The organism is Streptomyces sp. NPDC050264 (assembly GCF_040655895.1).
In the GTDB taxonomy this organism is placed as follows: Bacteria; Actinomycetota; Actinomycetes; order Streptomycetales; family Streptomycetaceae; genus Streptomyces.
Genome location: NZ_JBFAKV010000011.1, coordinates 80,088 through 96,529 on the forward strand (window position 1 = coordinate 80,088; position 16,442 = coordinate 96,529).

A 16,442-nucleotide genomic window follows, 5' to 3' on the forward strand; every position below is an offset into this window, starting at 1 on the left:
GCTTTCGAAACCGGAATTTTACGGAGCGGCGGCCCCAGTCTCCAAACCCGTGCCGGATCAGGGTGCGCAGGCGGCGCTCAGCGAGCCCAGCTCCTCGACCACGGCGCGGGCCAGTACGTCGAGGTCCGGGACGGCCTCCGCGTCGGCCACCAGGCCGAAGTGCACGCGCCCGCGATAGGTGGAGACGGCCACGGCGAGGGACTGCCCCTTGGCGAGCGGGGCGAGCGGGAAGACGGCGGTGAGCGGGCAGCCGCCGAGCCGCAGGCCGAGGCTGGGCAGCGGCACGCTGGTGACCAGGAGATCGAAGAGCAGCCGCGCGTTCTGTCCGACGAGGGAGCCGCCGAGCCGGTGGCCGAGCGCCGGCACGTGGTCGGCGAGCAGCGCGACGGCGCCCGCCCCCCGGTTCGGGCCGCGGTCCTTGCGCCGGTCCATGGCGGCCCGCACGACGCGCAGCCGCTCCACGGGGTCGGCCTCGGCGACGGGCAGCCGCACGAGGTACCCGGAGAGCCGGTTGCCCTGCGGGTGGGCGGTGCGCGGGCGGCGCCGCGAGACGGGGATCAGGGCGCGCGGCTCGACGCCGTCGCTGCCGTCGCCCCGCTCGTCGAGCCAGCGCCGCACGGCCCCGGCGACGACCGCGATGAGCACGTCGTTGACGGTGCCGCCCGCGCTCTTGCGGATCCGGTGCACATCGTCAAGGTCGAGCACGACGCCCGCGGTGCGCCGGCCGCCGCCGGCCTCGGAGGTCAGCGCGGGCGAGGTGCGCACGCCCCAGGCGGCGCGGGCCACGGAGGCGCCGATCGCGGTGGCCTGTGTGGCGCTTCTCACCAGGGAGCGCGCGTGGTCGGGGTAGCGCCGCGGGTCGAGGTCGCCGAGCGTGATCTCCCGCAGCCCCGTGAACGGGATCCGCAGGCCGCGAGGGGGCGCGGGCTCCTCCTTCGGAGCGCGCGGGGCCGGCAGGTCCGTGGGGTCCATGACGGCGACGGCCAGCCTCAGCGCGTGCAGTCCGTCGGCGAGGGCGTGGTGGAACTTGAAGAGCACCGCGAACGACGTGCCGTCCGCCGCGGGCAGCACATGCGCCTCCCACGGCGGCCGCGTCCGGTCCAGCGGCCGCTCCATGAGCGCGCCGGCGGCGGCGTGGAAATCAGCACCCGCCTCCACGGGGTCCGCGAGCCGTACGTGGTCGAGCGGGTCGAACTCGGTGACGGGCACCCGGGCGGCGCCGCCGACCGGCACCAGCACCCCGGCTATCCGCATGCGCAGTCCCGGCACCCCGGCGGCGCGCGCGGCCAGCAGCTCGTACGCGTGCTGGGCGGCGCCGGGGCCATCGGCTTCGAAGACTCCCAACGCGCCCAGGTGCATCGGGTGTTCGGCGGTCTCGATGTTCCAGAATGCGAGGTCGAGTGGTGCGAGCAGGTCCGAGCTCTTGGAGTTCATGGAGTGCTCTCGCGTCGATGACGGGGAACAGGCAGTCAATCGCCCCCGGTCGATTACGGTCAAGTACGATCTCGGCACGCTCCGTTAACAACTGATGAAGACCCGCCTCTGTGGTAGAGGCGGGTCTCAGGTGACTCAGGCGACCTGTTCGTTACATCACTTCAGCACGGGCGGCGCCGCGTCCGCCCCGGTCCCCCACCGCGAGGGCTCGCTGCCCACCTTGTAGCTGAGGTTCCGCAGGCCGCGCAGATCCTCGGTGGTCAGATACGTCTTGCCGTACGCGGCACCGTCCGCCCTGGCCGACTGGATGTACCGCGCGGAGTCGGACGTCCCGGGCGCCTTCACGGTCAGCTTCCCGTGCGGGTAGTAGCGGCGGTCCAGAGTGAGGTCGACCCGCTCGAAGACGGGCGTCGACAGGCCCCACGTGTCGGTACCGGGCTGCACCGGGAAGATGCCGATGGACGACAGGACGTTCCAGGCGGACATGGTGCCCAGGTCGTCGTTGCCGGTCATGCCCGTCGGGGCGTCGGTGAACAGCGTCAGCGCGGCGTGCACCACGTCAGTCGACTTCCACGGCTGCCCGGTCGACAGGTACGTGTACGGCGCGATCAGGTCGGGCTCGTTCTGCGGGTTGTACTTGTCCGCGTTGTAGTAGTCGTACGGCCCGTTGACCCACACCTCGCGGGCGGTCTTCGCGGGGTCGGCGACCAGCTGGTCGTAGGCGAAGAACGAGTCGAGGCGCTTGTTGGCCGCGTCCGTGCCGCCGATCAGGGAGACCATGCCGGACAGGTCCTGCGGCACGAGCCACTGGTACTGCCACGACGTGCCCTCGTGGAACCCTTCGCTCTGCGCGGGGTCGGCGGGGCCTGTGAAGGCACCGGAAGCGTCACGCGCACGGAAGAACCCGGTCGAAGGGTCGAAGATCTTCCGGTAGTTCTGCGCCCGCTCGGCGTACCGCTTCGCGTCGGCCTTGTGCCCGAGGTCCTTGGCCATCTGGCCGAGCATGGCGTCGGAGAGGGCGTACTCCAGGGTGGCCGAGGCCCCGTGGTCGTAGTCCGAGTCACCGGGCTTCACGTGCGCCCGGTCCTTGATGTACGGCGCGAACCCGTCGGCGAGGTACTCCTTGTTGGCCTCGCGGCCCACCGGCGCGGAGTCGGCCGGCGGCACGCCGTCGGCGTTCTTCTTCAGCGCGCGGTACGCGTCCTCGGCCTCGCCGGGTCCCTTCAACAGACCCTGCTGGTAGGCGTTGGTGAGGAAGGGGGTGACGGGGTCGCCGGTCATGATGTTGGTCTCGACCGTGCCGTAGCCCCACTTGGGCAGCCAGCCGCTGTCCTTGTCGATCTGGATGACCGACAGCGCCATGTCCCGCGACTCGCGCGGCGCGAGCAGCGACAGGAGCTGTGCCTGGGTGCGGTAGGTGTCCCACAGGGACCAGTTCTGGTAGTACGTGTACCCCTGCGCGTGGTGGGTCTTCTGGTCCCAGCCCGTGTACCGGCCGTCGACGTCGCTGCCGATGTTCGGCGCGAGGAACGAGCGGTACAGCGAGGAGTAGAAGGTGCGGCGCACGGTGTCGCTGCCGCCCTGGGCGCGCACGTCGTCGAGCCGGTCCTCCCACGCGGCCGTCGCGGCGCGGTGGACCTTGTCGAAGGAACGGCCGCCCTCCGCGCGGAGGTTGAGGTCGGCGCCCTTGGCGTCGACGTAGGAGATGGCGGTGGTCGCCTCGACAGTGCGGTCCTTGCTCGTGTCGAACCGCACGTAGGCGCCGTTGCGTTCGGCGTCCGCGTCCGAGGACTTCGAGCCCGCGGTGACGGTGTCGCCCTTCCAGGTGCCGGAGGTGGTGAAGGGGCGGTCGAACCTCGTGGTCGTGTAGACCGTGTACGGCTTGGTGTCCTGGCAGAAGCCACTGCCCGTGATGGCGGTGCGCACCGTGCGGCTGTCGAGGATCTCGACCTCGGTGTGCAGCGACTTGTGCAGGGACTGGCCCGCGTTGATCAGGACGTTGGCCTTGTCGGTGGCCGGGAAGGTGTAGCGCTGGACGCCGGTGCGCTTGGTGGCGCTCAGCTCGGCGTCGATGCCCGTCTTCAGACCGACCTTGTAGTAGCCGGGCGACGCCGTCTCGTCGTCGTGGCTGAACTCGGCGGCGTACTTCGCGTTGTCGGTACTGGTGATGTCGCCGGTCGTGGGCAGCACCGGCAGGTCGCCGCCGAGGCCGCAGCCGACACCGGAGATATGGACGGTGGAGAAGCCGCGGATGTGGTTCTCGGAGTAGTCGTAGCCGGTGTTGTGGCCGGTGTCCGGCGAGAACTGCACCATGCCGAACGGGACGGCGGCCCCGGGGTAGGTGTTGCCCTCGTTCTCGGTGCCGATGAACGGGTTGACCAGATCGGTCAGCCGCCCCGACGCGGAGGACGCGGCCTGCGCCATCGGCGCCGCGAGTCCCGTGCCGAGCAGAACGGCGGCTCCCAGCACGCCCAGCGTGCGGCGGGTGCGTCTTCCCATCGTCAGCCTTCTCGTCGTGCGCCTTGCGGTCGTGCGCCTGGTCATCGTGCGCCTTTCGACAACGTTGTCAGTAAGCGCGATCATTCTTCGTGCGTCCCACAGGCCCGTCAAGATGTCAGACGCCACAGGTGATCCTCCGTCCCGTTGTCGGTGAACTGCACCACTTGGGCACTGTTCGCCGTGGACATCCCGTCCACGCCGAGCACCTTGCCGCTGTGCTCGTTGCGCAGCAGGAACCAGCCGTCGCCCCGGTCGACACGGGTCCACAGCAGATCGGCCCGCCCGCCGTCCTCGTACTGGACGACGCGAGCACTGTCTGCCGTTGAACTACCCTCCACCGCGAGGTATTTACCGCTCTGACCATTGCGGATACGCACTCTGCCGTCGCCCGCGTCGAGCAGTTGCCAGGCGTGGTCGCCGGTGCCCGAGTTGTCGAACTGCACGACCCGCGCGTCGTTGTCGGTGGACATCGAGTCGACGGCGAGGACCTTGCCGCTGTGCTTGTTCTCGATGCGCCGGTACGCGGCCTCCGGCGTCCAGGGGTGGCCGTCGGGGGCCGCCGTGGGGAACGACGTGATCCGCAGGCGCGCCGCGCCCATGGGCACCAGCGTGACCGTCTCGACCCCCGCACGGCTCCGCGCCGGGCCGGGCTGCAGCGGCGCCACGACGTGTTCCTCGTCCGCGATCCACTCGGGGAGGCGGCGGACCCGCGCCGCGAGTGTGACGGGCGTGCCGTCGAGGGTGAACGGGTTGTCGGGCAACGGCCCGGGCCGGCGTCGCAGCGTGGGTGAACCGCCGGGCACCAGACCGTAGTTCCAGCTGGAGGCGGCGTGCACGTCGTACTCGGGGAAGGTGTCGTCGCCCCCGGTGCGCACGTACTTCTCGGCGATCTTCAGGGAGTAGGTGAGCGGCCCGTGGTCGACGCTGACACTGTCGTGGTTGCCGCTCCAGGTGCGCAGGGCGGTGCGCTGGGGCAGGCGCAGGGTGACGGTGTCGCCGTCCCGCCAGGTGCGGCGGATCTCGGCGAACGACGGGCCCGGATTCGCCTGCTCAGTAAGGCCGTTGACGGCGAGGCGCGGCTTCGCGCACCAGCCGGGAACCCGCAGCCGCAGCGGGAAGTCGACGGGCCGGTCCACGCGCACGGTCAGCGTGATCGTCTCGTCGAACGGGTAGTCCGTCTCTTCCCGTACGGTCACGGGCACGGCGTCGGCGCCGGCCTCGGCCCGCACCTCGCACGCGGCGTACAGCGCGGCGGCGAGTCCCCCGTCCGGGGTGGCCAGCCACAGTTCCTCGGTGAAGTAGGGCCAGCCCATGCCGTAGTTGTGCGGGCAGCAGCGGTACTGGTCGACGCCCGGCTGGAAGGACTGCATGGCGAACCCGTTCTGGAACTGCCCGTCTTTCTTGCGGGAGTTGTCGAGGTCCACGCCGTTGGCGCTGGTGATGTAGTGGATGCCCCTGCCCTGCGGGTCGAGGGAGGCGGGCAGCATGTTGAAGGCCAGGTCCTCGCAGCGGTCGGCCCACACGGGGTCGCCGGTGATGCGGGTGAGCAGTTCGTGGCTGGCCATGAACTCGACGATTCCGCAGGTCTCGAAGCCCTGACGCGGGTCGCCGAAGCCGGGCCGGCAGTTCTCGTCGCCGGCGATACCGCCACCGGGGAACTGCCCATAGGCGCCGATGACTTGGTCGTACGTGCGATAGGTGGCCCGCACCAGGTCGTCGGCGCCGCCTGCCGCCCACTGGGCGTACTGGGCGGGCTCGCGGAAGCCCTGGGCGATGTTCACGTTGTGCGGGCTGGGCAGCGCGCCGGTCCAGTCGGCGCCGTAGTGGTGCATCTTGTCGACGAGGCTCGCGAGGAAGGTGTCGCCGGTGCGCTCGTACAGCCAGCGCGCGGTGTCGATGCCGTCGCCCCAGCGCACGGAGACCCAGCTGGTGTCGAAGGCGCCCTTGCTCTGGGCCTCCATGAAGGTCAGGAAGCGGGTGAGGAACGGCACGATGCGGGCGTCGTGCGTGTACTCCTCGTACGTGCGCAGGGCCATGAGGAGCGGCAGGAACGGCCAGAAGTCGGGGCCGCCGTTCAGGGAGGTGCGCAGGGCGCGCGGCCCGAAGAAGCCGTCCGCCTCCTGCGTGGCGAGGATCGCGTCGATCCAGCGCTTGCCGGTGGCCAGCGCGTCGGTGTCCCGTGTGGCGATCGCGAGCGGCACGAATCCCCGTAGCCAGTAGGGGAGTTCCTCCCAGCCGCCCAGTTCCGGACGGACCCAGCCGCTGGTGTCCATGTTCAGGAAGTGGGACTTCTCCTCGTAGCGGCCGCAGAGCCCCGCGAGCTGCAGCCTGAGCTGTCCGGCGAGCCAGCCGCGGGCGGTGATGCTGCCGACGGGGAGACGGGTGAAGGCGTCGGGGGCGACGCCGGCCCGGGCGGCCGGGCCGGCGCTCGCGATGCCGGGCGCCCCGCCGAGCAGCGCGGCGGCGGCCACGGTGCCGGTCTGGAGCACGCCACGTCGTGTCACGGTCATCAACTTGCTCCTTCACGTGCGTGGTTGGAGCTGTGGTGGTTGGAGCTGTGAGAGGAAAGGGGTGGGCCCGGTGTCGGGCCCACCCCTGGGGAGATGCGGATCAGGCGCAGTTGGCCACGGTCGCCTGGGAGGCGTCCTTGATCAGCGACTGCTGGGCGTCGTGCACGCGCTTGACGTCCGGCTTGACCACCCTGCGGTCGTAGGTGATCAGACCGTTCAGCTCACCCTCCACGTCGGAGATCTGCGTGTAGACGGCGCCGTTGCCGCCCTTGCAGGCGAGCTTGTGCACCTCGTCCAGCTTGGTGAGGTAGTCGTCCGTGTACGTCGCCGGGTCCACGTCGACGTAGGACTGCTGGACCGACCACGCGTGCCCAGGCACCGCGAGGCCGAGGCCGCCGTACTCGCCCGCGACCAGAGCCCGTTTCCCGTCGGGGTTCGGTGGCAGGGCCGGGCTCGGATAGCCGTGTTCGTCGAGGATGTCGCCGGTGCCGCCGTCACGGCCCAGGTTGATGCCGGACATCGAGTTGATCAGACGGGTCGGGTCCCAGGACTTGGCCTGGTCGGCGAGGCGTGCCTCGTCGTACTGGCCCCAGCCCTCGTTGAGGGTGACCCACATGATGACCGACGGGTGGTTGTAGTGCTGGTCGATCATGATCTTCATCTCGCGCTCGAACTCGGCGCGGGCGGCGGTGGACGGGTTGACGCCGGCCGTCATGGCGGGCATGTCCTGCCACACGAGCAGGCCCAGCTTGTCGGCCCAGTAGAACCAGCGGTCGGGTTCGACCTTGATGTGCTTGCGGACGGAGTTGAAGCCCATCTGCTTGTGCATCTTCAGGTCGTACGCGAGCGCCTCGTCGCTGGGCGCGGTGTGCAGGCCGTCCGGCCAGAAGCCCTGGTCGAGCGTGGCCATCATGAAGGTGGGCTTGCCGTTGAGGACGGTGCGCGGGGTGCCGTTCACCTGCTCGACGGCGATGGAGCGCATCCCGAAGTAGCTGCCGACGCGGTCCTTGCCGACGTTCACCTTGAGGTCGTAGAGGAACGGGTCGTCCGGGGTCCACAGGTGCGGCTTGCTGATCTTCAGCGAGAGCGGCTTGCCGGAGACACCGCTGACGGTGCCGACCTTGCGCTTGCCCGCGTACGCCGTGGCCGTGACCGGGACTCCGGCGCGCACGCCCGTGGTCTCGACGGCGAGCTTGCCGTCCTTGACGTTCGGCGTGAGCTTCAGGTCACCGACGTGGTCCGTGGCGACCGGCTCCATCCACACCGTCTGCCAGATGCCGGACGACGGGGTGTACCAGATGCCGCTGGGGTCGAGGCGCTGCTTGCCCATCGGCGGGTTCTCGCCGTTCGCGGCGTCCGTCGGGTCGTAGACGCCGACGATCAGCTCCTGGGTGCGGCCCGGCTTGAGCGCGTCGGTGATGTCGGCGCTGAACTTGTCGTAGCCGCCCTTGTGGTCCGCGACCTTCTTGCCGTTTACGTAGACCTCGGACTGCCAGTCGACGGCGCCGAAGTTCAGCTGGAGGCGCTGGCCCTTACCGACCTTCCAGTCCTTGGGGACCGTGAAGGTGCGGCGGTACCACATGCGGTCCTCGTGCCGCTCGATCCCGGAGAGCTGCGACTCGACCGGGTAGGGCACGAGGATCTTCTCGCCGAGCTTCTTGCCGACCGGCACCGCGTCGCCGTCCTTGGCGGCGGCGAACTCCCAACTGCCGTTCAGGTTCTGCCAGTCCGAGCGGGTCAGCTGGGGCCGCGGGTACTCACGGTGGGCGTTCTTGGGCGTGACGTCGTCGCCCCACTTGGTGGACAGCTGGTACGTCGACCTGTTCGGGCCGCTGGACCAGAACGAGCCGACGGCCGTTCCGTCGCCGCCGGCCAGACCGCCCTTGCCGTCGTAGTTCACGTCGGCGAGGCCCGGGGCGTCGCCGTCCTTGTTCCCGACGACGGGCTCCGTCAGGTTCACGAGCAGCGCCCGCGGGTCCTTCGGGTCGGCCTTGACGCTCTTGAGCGGCCACTTGGCGCCGCCGATCACGGCGGTCAGGTGGTCGTTGACGTCGCCCGACACGGCGCCGAGCTTCTGCGCGAAGTCAAGCTTGAGGGTGCGGCCGTCACCGAGCACGGTGGTGCCGATGGCACCGTCGTACGCCCAGTCGTCGGGGACCCGGAAGGCCGAGGAGGGGATCGCTTCCTTCTTCTCGCCCGGTTCGGTCCAGCGCACGTGCAGGTTGGACCCGCCGTAGTGCTCGAAGTACTCGACCTTGAAGTTGACCGCCTGGCCGGCTGTCAACTGGACGCCCTGGGAGGTCTGTTCCTTGTCCCAGTCGTCGACCCAGTGGTCGATCACCAGCTTGTCGTCGACCCAGAGGCGGAAGCCGTTGTCACCGGTGATGGAAAACGTTGTCAGGCCGGTCTTCTCCGGCACCAGCTTTCCGGTCCAGCGCACGTTCGCGTCGTCGCCGCTGCCGGTGGCCGACTGGAGCCGGGAGTCCAGGCTGCCGAAGTCGATCTGGGGGTCGAATCCGGTGGCCTTCAACTTGTCGAAGTCAAAGGCCCCCGGGGCGGATTGGGTGTAGTACTCGCCCTTGAGCCCATGCGGCACGACCGGCTCGTCCGCGGCCGTGGCGGTGGGCGCCACGGTGAGTGCGGTGAAGCCGAGTGCCGCGGTGAGCAGCGGGGCCAGATGTCGGCCATATCGTCTGAGGGTTCTGGTGCGCACGGATCCTCCAGTGCTGGACGCGTCCGGTGGAACACGTCGAGGAAGGGTGGCGGCTCGCCGCTCTAGTCGGTACAACTCGTCTGTACAACGTTGGAAGGAACGGCAGTTGGCATGACAGCACGCATTCCGGCGCGCTGTCCAGGGGCATGACAAGCGCACCCGACGAGCGGGTGCGCCGAGCCGAAGGAGATTCCGTGCGGGTGAGCCTCAAGGATGTCGCGGAGCGCGCGGGCGTCTCGATCAAGACCGTGTCGAACGTGGTGAACAACTATCAGCACGTCACCCCGGCGATGCGGGCCCGCGTCCAGCTGGCCATCGACGAGCTCGGCTACCGCCCGAACCTGACCGCACGCAACTTGCGCAAAGGGCGTACGGGGATCATCGCGCTCGCCGTCCCGGAACTCGGCAACCCGTACTTCGCGGAGCTCGCGGGCGCCGTGATCGACGCGGCCGCCGAGCACGACGTCACGGTGCTGCTCGACCACACCCGGGGCGAGCGCGAGCAGGAGGTCCTGGTCAGCCAGGGTTTCCGGGCCCGGGTGATCGACGGCCTGATCCTCAGCCCGCTGGAGCTGGAGGCCGAGGATCTGCGCGGCCGGGACGACGACGTGCCGTTGGTGCTGCTCGGCGAGCGCGAGTACGACCTGCCCTACGACCACATCGCCATCGACAACGTCTCCGCGGCCCGCACCGCCGTGCGCCATCTGCTCGGGCGGGGCCGCACCCGGATCGCGTATCTGGGCGAGCGTACGGATTCGGCCAATCAGCCCGCGCATCTGCGACTGGCGGGCTGGCGCGCGGAGTTGCTCGAAGCGGGTCTGCCGGCGCCGGACACGCAGGTGGGGGCGACCGGCGGCTGGGACCGGGGGGACGGCGCCGAGGCGATGGCGCGGATGCTGGACTCGGGGGTGCGGCCCGACGCCGTGTTCGCGTACAACGACCTGGTCGCGATCGGTGCGATGCGGGTGCTGCACGAGCGGGGCCTGCGGGTTCCGTGGGACGTGGCGGTGGTCGGCTTCGACGACATCGCGGAGGGGCGGTTCGGGGCGGTCACGCTGACCACGATGTCCCCGGACAAACAGGCCATCGCCCGGCTCGCGGTGGAATCCCTGCTGCGCCGCCTGGACCATCCGGAGCATCGTTCGGGACGTGAACTGACCGCCGCCTACCGGCTGATCGAGCGGGAGAGCACCCTCGGCCGCCGCTGACCGTTCGGGCGGTTCACCGGGCTCTCCGGACTCCGTGCGCGAGCACGAGTCGGTGCGCAAAGCCTTTACAGCCTCCTTCCAACGATGTAAAAACCTCCCCTGTACCGCCGTTTCGACCGGTCGAACACATCCACCCCGTTCAGCGCGTTCACGCGCCGGGCCGTGCCGTTTTGGGGACCACCACATGACGCAGACCGCACGTTTTCGCCGTTCCTCCTCCCAGGCCCTGCTCGCGGCCGGCCTCGTCGCGAGCCTCGCGCTCGCCACCGGATGCGCCAAGTCCGAGGACGACAACTCCAGTTCCGACAAGGCGAGTTCCAGCGCGCAGAACGAGAACGCCGGGCAGGAGGTGGCCTCTCCCGGTACCGGCGAGACCTGTGACATCTCCGCGTACGGCGGCAAGAAGCTCGACCTGAAGGGCGCCACCGTCGGGTTCTCGCAGTCCGAGAAGGAGGCCAACCCGTTCCGCATCGCGGAGACGGCTTCCCTCAAGGCCGAAGCGGAGAAGCGTGGCATCAAGCTGCTCACCGCCAACGCCCAGTCGCAGTTCTCCAAGCAGATCAGCGACGTCCAGGACCTCATCGCCAAGGGCGCCGACCTGCTGGTCATCGCGCCGCTCAACTCGGATGGCTGGGAGCCCGTGCTGCGCGCGGCGAGCGCCAAGCACATACCGATCGTCACCGTCGACCGCAAGATCAACGCGACGGCCTGCAAGGACTACGTGTCGTTCATCGGCTCGGACTTCGTCGAGCAGGGCAAGCGCGCCGCGGACCAGATGATCGAGACGACCGGCGGCAAGGGCACGATCGGCATCCTGCTCGGCGCCGCGGGCAACAACGTGACCACCGAGCGCACCAAGGGCTTCGAGGAGCGGCTCAAGGAGAAGGCGCCGGGCCTGAAGGTCGTCTTCAAGCAGACCGGCGAGTTCGCCCGCGAGAAGGGCCAGCAGGTCACCGAGCAGCTCATCCAGTCCAAGCCCGACATCACCGGTATCTACGCCGAGAACGACGAGATGGGTCTGGGCGCCGTGAACGCGCTCAAGAGCGCGGGCAAGAAGGCCGGCGCCGTCAAGATCGTCACGGTCGACGGTACGCGCAACGCGGTGCAGGGCATCGTCGACGGCTGGATCTCCGGCGTCATCGAGTCCAACCCGCGCTTCGGTCCCCTCGCCTTCCAGACCCTGGACTCCTTCACCAAGGGCGACAAGGTCGGCCAGGACATCGTCATCAAGGACAGCGCGTACACCGAGGACAACGCCAAGACGGATCTGGACAAGGCGTTCTGACATGTTGTCGGCCAAGAATCTCAGCAAGACATTCCCCGGCGTGCGCGCCCTCGACGGTGTCGACTTCACCGCGCGCGCCGGGGAGGTGCACGCCCTCATCGGGGAGAACGGGGCGGGCAAGTCCACGCTCATCAAGGTCCTCACCGGCGTGTACCAGCCCGACCCCGCCACCGAGACCGAAGGCGGCACGCTCACCTACGACGGCCAACAGGTCCACTTCTCCACACCACTTGAGGCACAGCACGCGGGAATCTCCACCATCTATCAGGAGGTCAATCTCGTCCCCCTGATGAGCGTGGCCCGCAACCTGTTCATGGGCCGCGAGCCGCGGGGCAGGCTCGGCCTGATCGACTTCCGGCGGATGCACCGGGAGGCGGACGCGGCCCTGCGCGAGCTGGGCGTGCGCGTGGACGTGCAGCGTCCGCTGCGCGAACTCGGCATCGGCGCACAGCAGATGGTGGCCCTGGCCCGCGCGGTCTCGGTCGACGCGAAGGTCGTCATCATGGACGAGCCGACGTCGTCGCTCGAACCGCGTGAGGTGCAGACGCTCTTCGGGGTGATCCGCATGCTGCGCGAGCGCGGCATCGCCGTCGTCTACGTCAGCCACCGCCTCGACGAGCTGTACGAGGTGTGCGACGCGGTCACCGTGCTACGCGACGGCAAGGTCGTGCACACCGGCGAGCTGGCCGACCTGGACCGGCTGCGCCTGGTCTCGCTCATGCTGGGCCGCGACATCGGCGACGTACAGGACGAGGGCCTCACCAAGTTCTCCGGCGAGCACGACGCGGGGACCGAACCCATCCTGCAAGCACAGGAGTTGACGGTCCGCCACCAGTTGCACGGTGTGTCGATCGACGTGCGGCCCGGGGAGGTCGTCGGTCTCGGCGGGCTCCTCGGGTCGGGACGCAGCGAGACCGCGAAGGCGATCGCGGGCGCGCTGGCCACGGACAGCGGCCGGGTCACGGTGGCGGGCACCGCGGTGCGTACGGGCTCGACGCCCGCCGCGATCCGCGCCGGCATCAGCCTGCTGCCGGAGGACCGCAAGGCGGAGGGGATCGTGCCGGGGCTGTCGGTGCGCGAGAACATCGCGCTCGCCGCGCTGCCGAGCCTGTCCCGCTTCGGTCTGGTCGACGAGGCGCGGATCGATCGCATCGTCGACACCTTCGTACAGCGGTTGCGCATCAAGTCCGCGGGCCCGCACCAGAAGGTCGGCGAGCTGTCCGGCGGCAACCAGCAGAAGGTGCTGCTCGCGCGCTGGCTCGCGATGAACCCGAAGGTGCTGCTGCTCGACGAGCCGACCCGCGGCATCGACGTCGGGGCCAAGGCCGAGGTCCAGAAGCTCATCGACGAGCTGGCGGACGACGGACTCGGCGTACTGCTGATCTCCTCGGACATGGAGGAGCTGATCGAGGGCTCGGACCGGGTCGTCGTCCTCAAGGACGGCGCCGTGGTCGCGGAGCTCACCGGTGACGCGGTCACGGAGGACCGACTGATGCGTGCCATCGCCGCAACACCCGCTGGAGGGCCGTCCGTTGACTGACCTCTCTCTGGGCAGGGCCGGCGTCGACCGCGACCGGCTGCTGCGCCTGCTGCAGGAGTACGGCGTCTATATCGGCGTCGCCGTCCTGCTGCTGGCGAACATCGCCTTCACCCCGCACTTCCTTTCGGCCGAGAACTTCCGCACCCAGGCCGTACAGGTCGCGCCGGTCCTCATCGTGGCGCTCGGCATGGCCCTGGCGATCGGCACCGAGGGCGTCGACCTGTCGGTCGGCTCGGTGATGGCGCTCGCCACCTCGCTGATCTCCCTCTACCTCGGGTACGGGGTGTGGATCGCGCTGGTCGCCGCGCTCATCGGCGGGGCCCTGGTCGGCGTCGCGAACGGCGCGCTGATCGCGTTCATCGGTGTCCAACCCATCGTCGCCACCCTGGCGTTGATGGTCGCGGGCCGCGGCATCGCGCTCGTCCTGCTGCCGCAGCTCAAGGACGTCCGCGACCCGGGCCTGCGCTCGCTCGGCACCGGGGACGTGCTCGGCATCCCGTATCTGGTGCTGATCGCGGCGGCCCTCGCGCTGCTCGTCGCGTTCGTGGTGCGGCGCACCACGTTCGGCCGCCAGCTCCTCGCGATCGGCGACAGCCGCCCGGCGGCGAAGCTCGCGGGGCTCCCGGTGCGCCGGGTCCTGATCCTCGTCTACGTCGTGTCGGGGGTGCTGGCCGCGACGGCCGGTGTGCTGGCGACCGCCCGTCTGACCGCGAGCGACCCGACCTCGCTCGGCAATCTGATGGAACTCTCCGCGATCACCGCTGTCGTGGTCGGCGGCACCCCGCTCACCGGCGGCCGGGTGCGCATCGGCGGCACCGTCGCCGGCGCGGTCCTCATCCAGCTGCTGACGGCCACGCTCATCAAGCACGACCTGCCGCCGTCGTGGACGCAGATCGCCCAGGCCGTGGTGATCGTGCTCGCCGTCTACGCGGCCAGGGAACGGGGGAAGCGATGACGATGACCGATGTCGAAGCGGCACAGCCGGCCGAGGCAGCTCACGAGGAGCCGCTCGGTGCGACGCGCGCGGAGCGGCTGAGCGCGCTGGCCCAACAGCACGGCGCGCTGGTCACGTTGGTGATCGCGGTGATCGTCGCGTCACTCTCCTTCGACACGTTCCTGACCGGCGACAACCTGGAGAACATGGCGCTGTCGTCCGCGTTCCTCGCGATCGTGGCGCTCGGCATGACGTTCGTGATCGTGACGGGCGGCATCGACCTGTCGGTCGGTTCGCTGTTCGCGCTCGGCGGTGTGCTGGCGGCCTGGGGCTCCCAGTACGGGACGGTGGTGGCGCTGCTGCTGCCGCTGGCGGTGTGCGGGCTGATCGGCCTGGTCAACGGGCTGCTGATCGCCCGGTCGCGGCTCGCCCCGTTCATCGTCACGCTGGCCGCGATGCTCGGCGCGCGCGGCATCCTCCTCGCGGTCACCGACGAGGGGTCCACGACGTACCTCGTCGACAAGTCCACCTTCTTCGCGTCGCTCGGCCAGGAGAAGCTGTTCGGCATCGGGGTCCCGGTGTGGATCACCCTGGCGCTGTTCGTGCTCGGCGCGCTCGTGCTGCGCCGCACCCGGTTCGGACAGTACGTGTACGCGGTCGGCGGCAACGAGGACGCGGCGGCCCTGATGGGCGCGCCGGTGGCCCGCACGAAGATCGGCGTCTACACGCTGTCCGGGCTCTGCGCGGGCCTGGCCGGCGCGCTGAACGCGGCCTGGCTGGTGTCGGGCGTGACGATCCTCGGCTCCGGCATGGAGCTGGAGGCGATCTCGGCGGTCGTCATCGGCGGCACCCTGCTGTCGGGCGGCTTCGGGTTCATCAGCGGTTCGCTGGTGGGCGTGCTCCTCCTGAAGGTGATCCAGAACGTGATCAACCAGATCGGCTCGCTGGACTCCGCGTACCAGCAGGTGGTCAGCGGGGCGTTCCTGGCGGTCGTGGTGATCGCGCAGACGTGGCTGGGGCGGCGACGCCGGGTGTTGTGAGGTCGAGGTCCGGGTGCGGGCCTGCGCGCGGACGGCGGGAGACCGGCCGGCCACGCCCGGGTCAGCGCACCGCCTGGCCCTTGCCGAGGGCGATCACGCCGCCCTTCGACACCGTGTAGAGCTCCGCGTCCCGGACCGGGTTGACGCCGATCGTCGCCCCGGCCGGGACCTCCACGTTCTTGTCGAGGACGGCGCCGCGCACCACCGCTCCCCTGCCGATCCGCACGTTGTCGTGCAGGACCGAGCTCTGGACGACCGCGCCGTCGGCGACCGTCACTCCCGGCGAGAGGACGGAGCCGGTGACCTGGCCGTGGATGACGCAGCCGGGGCTGACGATCGACTCGCTCGCGATGCCGGCCGCGCAGAACTTGGCCGGCGGCAGCTGCCCGGAGTGGGTGTAGATCGGCCAGCGCCGGTTGTCCAGGTTGAACATCGGCTCGTCCGAGATGAGGTCCATGTGGGCCTCGTAGTACGTGTCGAGGGTGCCGACGTCGCGCCAGTAGCCGTGGTCCCTGACGGTCTCGCCGGGGACGTGGTTCGCGTCGAAGTCGTAGACCTGGGCGACACCGCGCTCGGTGAGCATCGGCAGGATCGAACCGCCCATGTCGTGCACCGAGTCGTCGTCCTCCGCGTCCTGCAGCAGCGCGTCGACGAGGGTCTTCGTGGTGAAGAGGTAGTTGCCCATCGAGGCGAACACCTGGTTCGCGGTGCCCGGCAGCGGCGGCGGGTCCTTCGGCTTCTCCAGGAACGCCTCGACGCGGGTGCTGTCGCGGGCCGGCGTGATGATGCCGAAGGACGGGGCCTGCGCGCGCGGCACCCGGATGCCCGCGACGGTGACTCCCGCACCGGACTCGATGTGCTGGGCGAGCATCTGCCGTGGGTCCATCCGGTACACGTGGTCGGCGCCGAACACCGCGATGAAGTCGGGCTGTTCGTCGTGGACGAGGTTGAGGGACTGCAGGATCGCGTCGGCGCTCCCCGAGTACCAGCGCGGGCCGAGGCGCTGCTGGGCCGGGACGGGTGTGACGTAGTTGCCGAGCAGGCTCGACATCCGCCACGTCGTGGTGACGTGCCGGTCCAGCGAGTGCGACTTGTACTGCGTCAGCACGCAGATGCGCAGGATGTCGCCGTTCACCAGGTTCGACAGGGCGAAGTCGACGAGGCGGTACGTGCCGCCGAACGTCACCGCGGGCTTCGCCCGGTCCGCGGTCAGCGGCATCAGCCGCTTCCCCTCTCCTCCCGCCAGTACGATCCCGAGCACCGAAGGCCCACCACGCAT

At 69.8% G+C, this 16,442-nt stretch carries 10 protein-coding genes; 5 read left to right on the top strand and 5 right to left on the bottom strand.

Annotation, left to right across the window (positions count from 1 at the left end):
• Positions 1 to 57 precede the first annotated feature (57 nt).
• From AB0J02_RS21250 to AB0J02_RS21265, 4 genes are all read right to left on the bottom strand, one after another.
• A complete protein-coding gene (locus tag AB0J02_RS21250) occupies positions 58 to 1,434 on the bottom strand; it encodes a wax ester/triacylglycerol synthase family O-acyltransferase (protein ID WP_363195278.1) in 1,377 nt (458 codons plus the stop codon).
• Positions 1,435 to 1,590: 156 nt separating this feature from the next.
• The gene (locus tag AB0J02_RS21255; RefSeq protein ID WP_363195279.1) at positions 1,591 to 3,933 is read right to left on the bottom strand and encodes a GH92 family glycosyl hydrolase; all 2,343 of its coding nucleotides are present in this window, start codon (positions 3,931 to 3,933) and stop codon (positions 1,591 to 1,593) included.
• Positions 3,934 to 4,040: 107 nt separating this feature from the next.
• A complete protein-coding gene (locus tag AB0J02_RS21260; RefSeq protein WP_363195280.1) occupies positions 4,041 to 6,443 on the bottom strand; it encodes an RICIN domain-containing protein in 2,403 nt (800 codons plus the stop codon).
• A 100-nt stretch (positions 6,444 to 6,543) separates the two neighbouring features.
• Positions 6,544 to 9,156, bottom strand: a complete 2,613-nt coding sequence (locus tag AB0J02_RS21265; RefSeq protein WP_363195281.1) for a PA14 domain-containing protein — start codon at positions 9,154 to 9,156, stop codon at positions 6,544 to 6,546.
• 194 nt (positions 9,157 to 9,350) lie between these two features.
• Between AB0J02_RS21265 and AB0J02_RS21270 the strand changes: the two genes are divergently transcribed.
• The 5 genes from AB0J02_RS21270 to AB0J02_RS21290 all read left to right on the top strand — a co-directional run bounded on the left by AB0J02_RS21270 (position 9,351) and on the right by AB0J02_RS21290 (position 15,163).
• A complete protein-coding gene (locus AB0J02_RS21270) occupies positions 9,351 to 10,364 on the top strand; it encodes a LacI family DNA-binding transcriptional regulator (RefSeq protein ID WP_363195282.1) in 1,014 nt (337 codons plus the stop codon).
• Positions 10,365 to 10,548: 184 nt separating this feature from the next.
• On the top strand, positions 10,549 to 11,649 hold the full coding sequence (locus tag AB0J02_RS21275) for an ABC transporter substrate-binding protein (protein WP_363195283.1): 1,101 nt from the start codon (positions 10,549 to 10,551) through the stop codon (positions 11,647 to 11,649).
• A 1-nt stretch (position 11,650) separates the two neighbouring features.
• Positions 11,651 to 13,189: a sugar ABC transporter ATP-binding protein gene (locus tag AB0J02_RS21280; RefSeq protein WP_363195284.1), complete on the top strand. Its 1,539-nt coding sequence runs from the start codon at positions 11,651 to 11,653 to the stop codon at positions 13,187 to 13,189.
• Positions 13,182 to 14,144 (top strand): ABC transporter permease, encoded by a 963-nt coding sequence (locus AB0J02_RS21285; RefSeq protein ID WP_363195285.1) that lies wholly within the window; start codon positions 13,182 to 13,184, stop codon positions 14,142 to 14,144. Before AB0J02_RS21280 ends, AB0J02_RS21285 begins: the two co-directional genes overlap by 8 nt.
• A complete protein-coding gene (locus tag AB0J02_RS21290) occupies positions 14,141 to 15,163 on the top strand; it encodes an ABC transporter permease (protein ID WP_363195286.1) in 1,023 nt (340 codons plus the stop codon). Before AB0J02_RS21285 ends, AB0J02_RS21290 begins: the two co-directional genes overlap by 4 nt.
• A gap of 61 nt (positions 15,164 to 15,224) precedes the next feature.
• Here the strand turns inward: AB0J02_RS21290 and glgC are convergent, their stop codons facing one another.
• Positions 15,225 to 16,442 (bottom strand): glucose-1-phosphate adenylyltransferase, encoded by a 1,218-nt coding sequence (glgC, locus tag AB0J02_RS21295; protein ID WP_363195287.1) that lies wholly within the window; start codon positions 16,440 to 16,442, stop codon positions 15,225 to 15,227.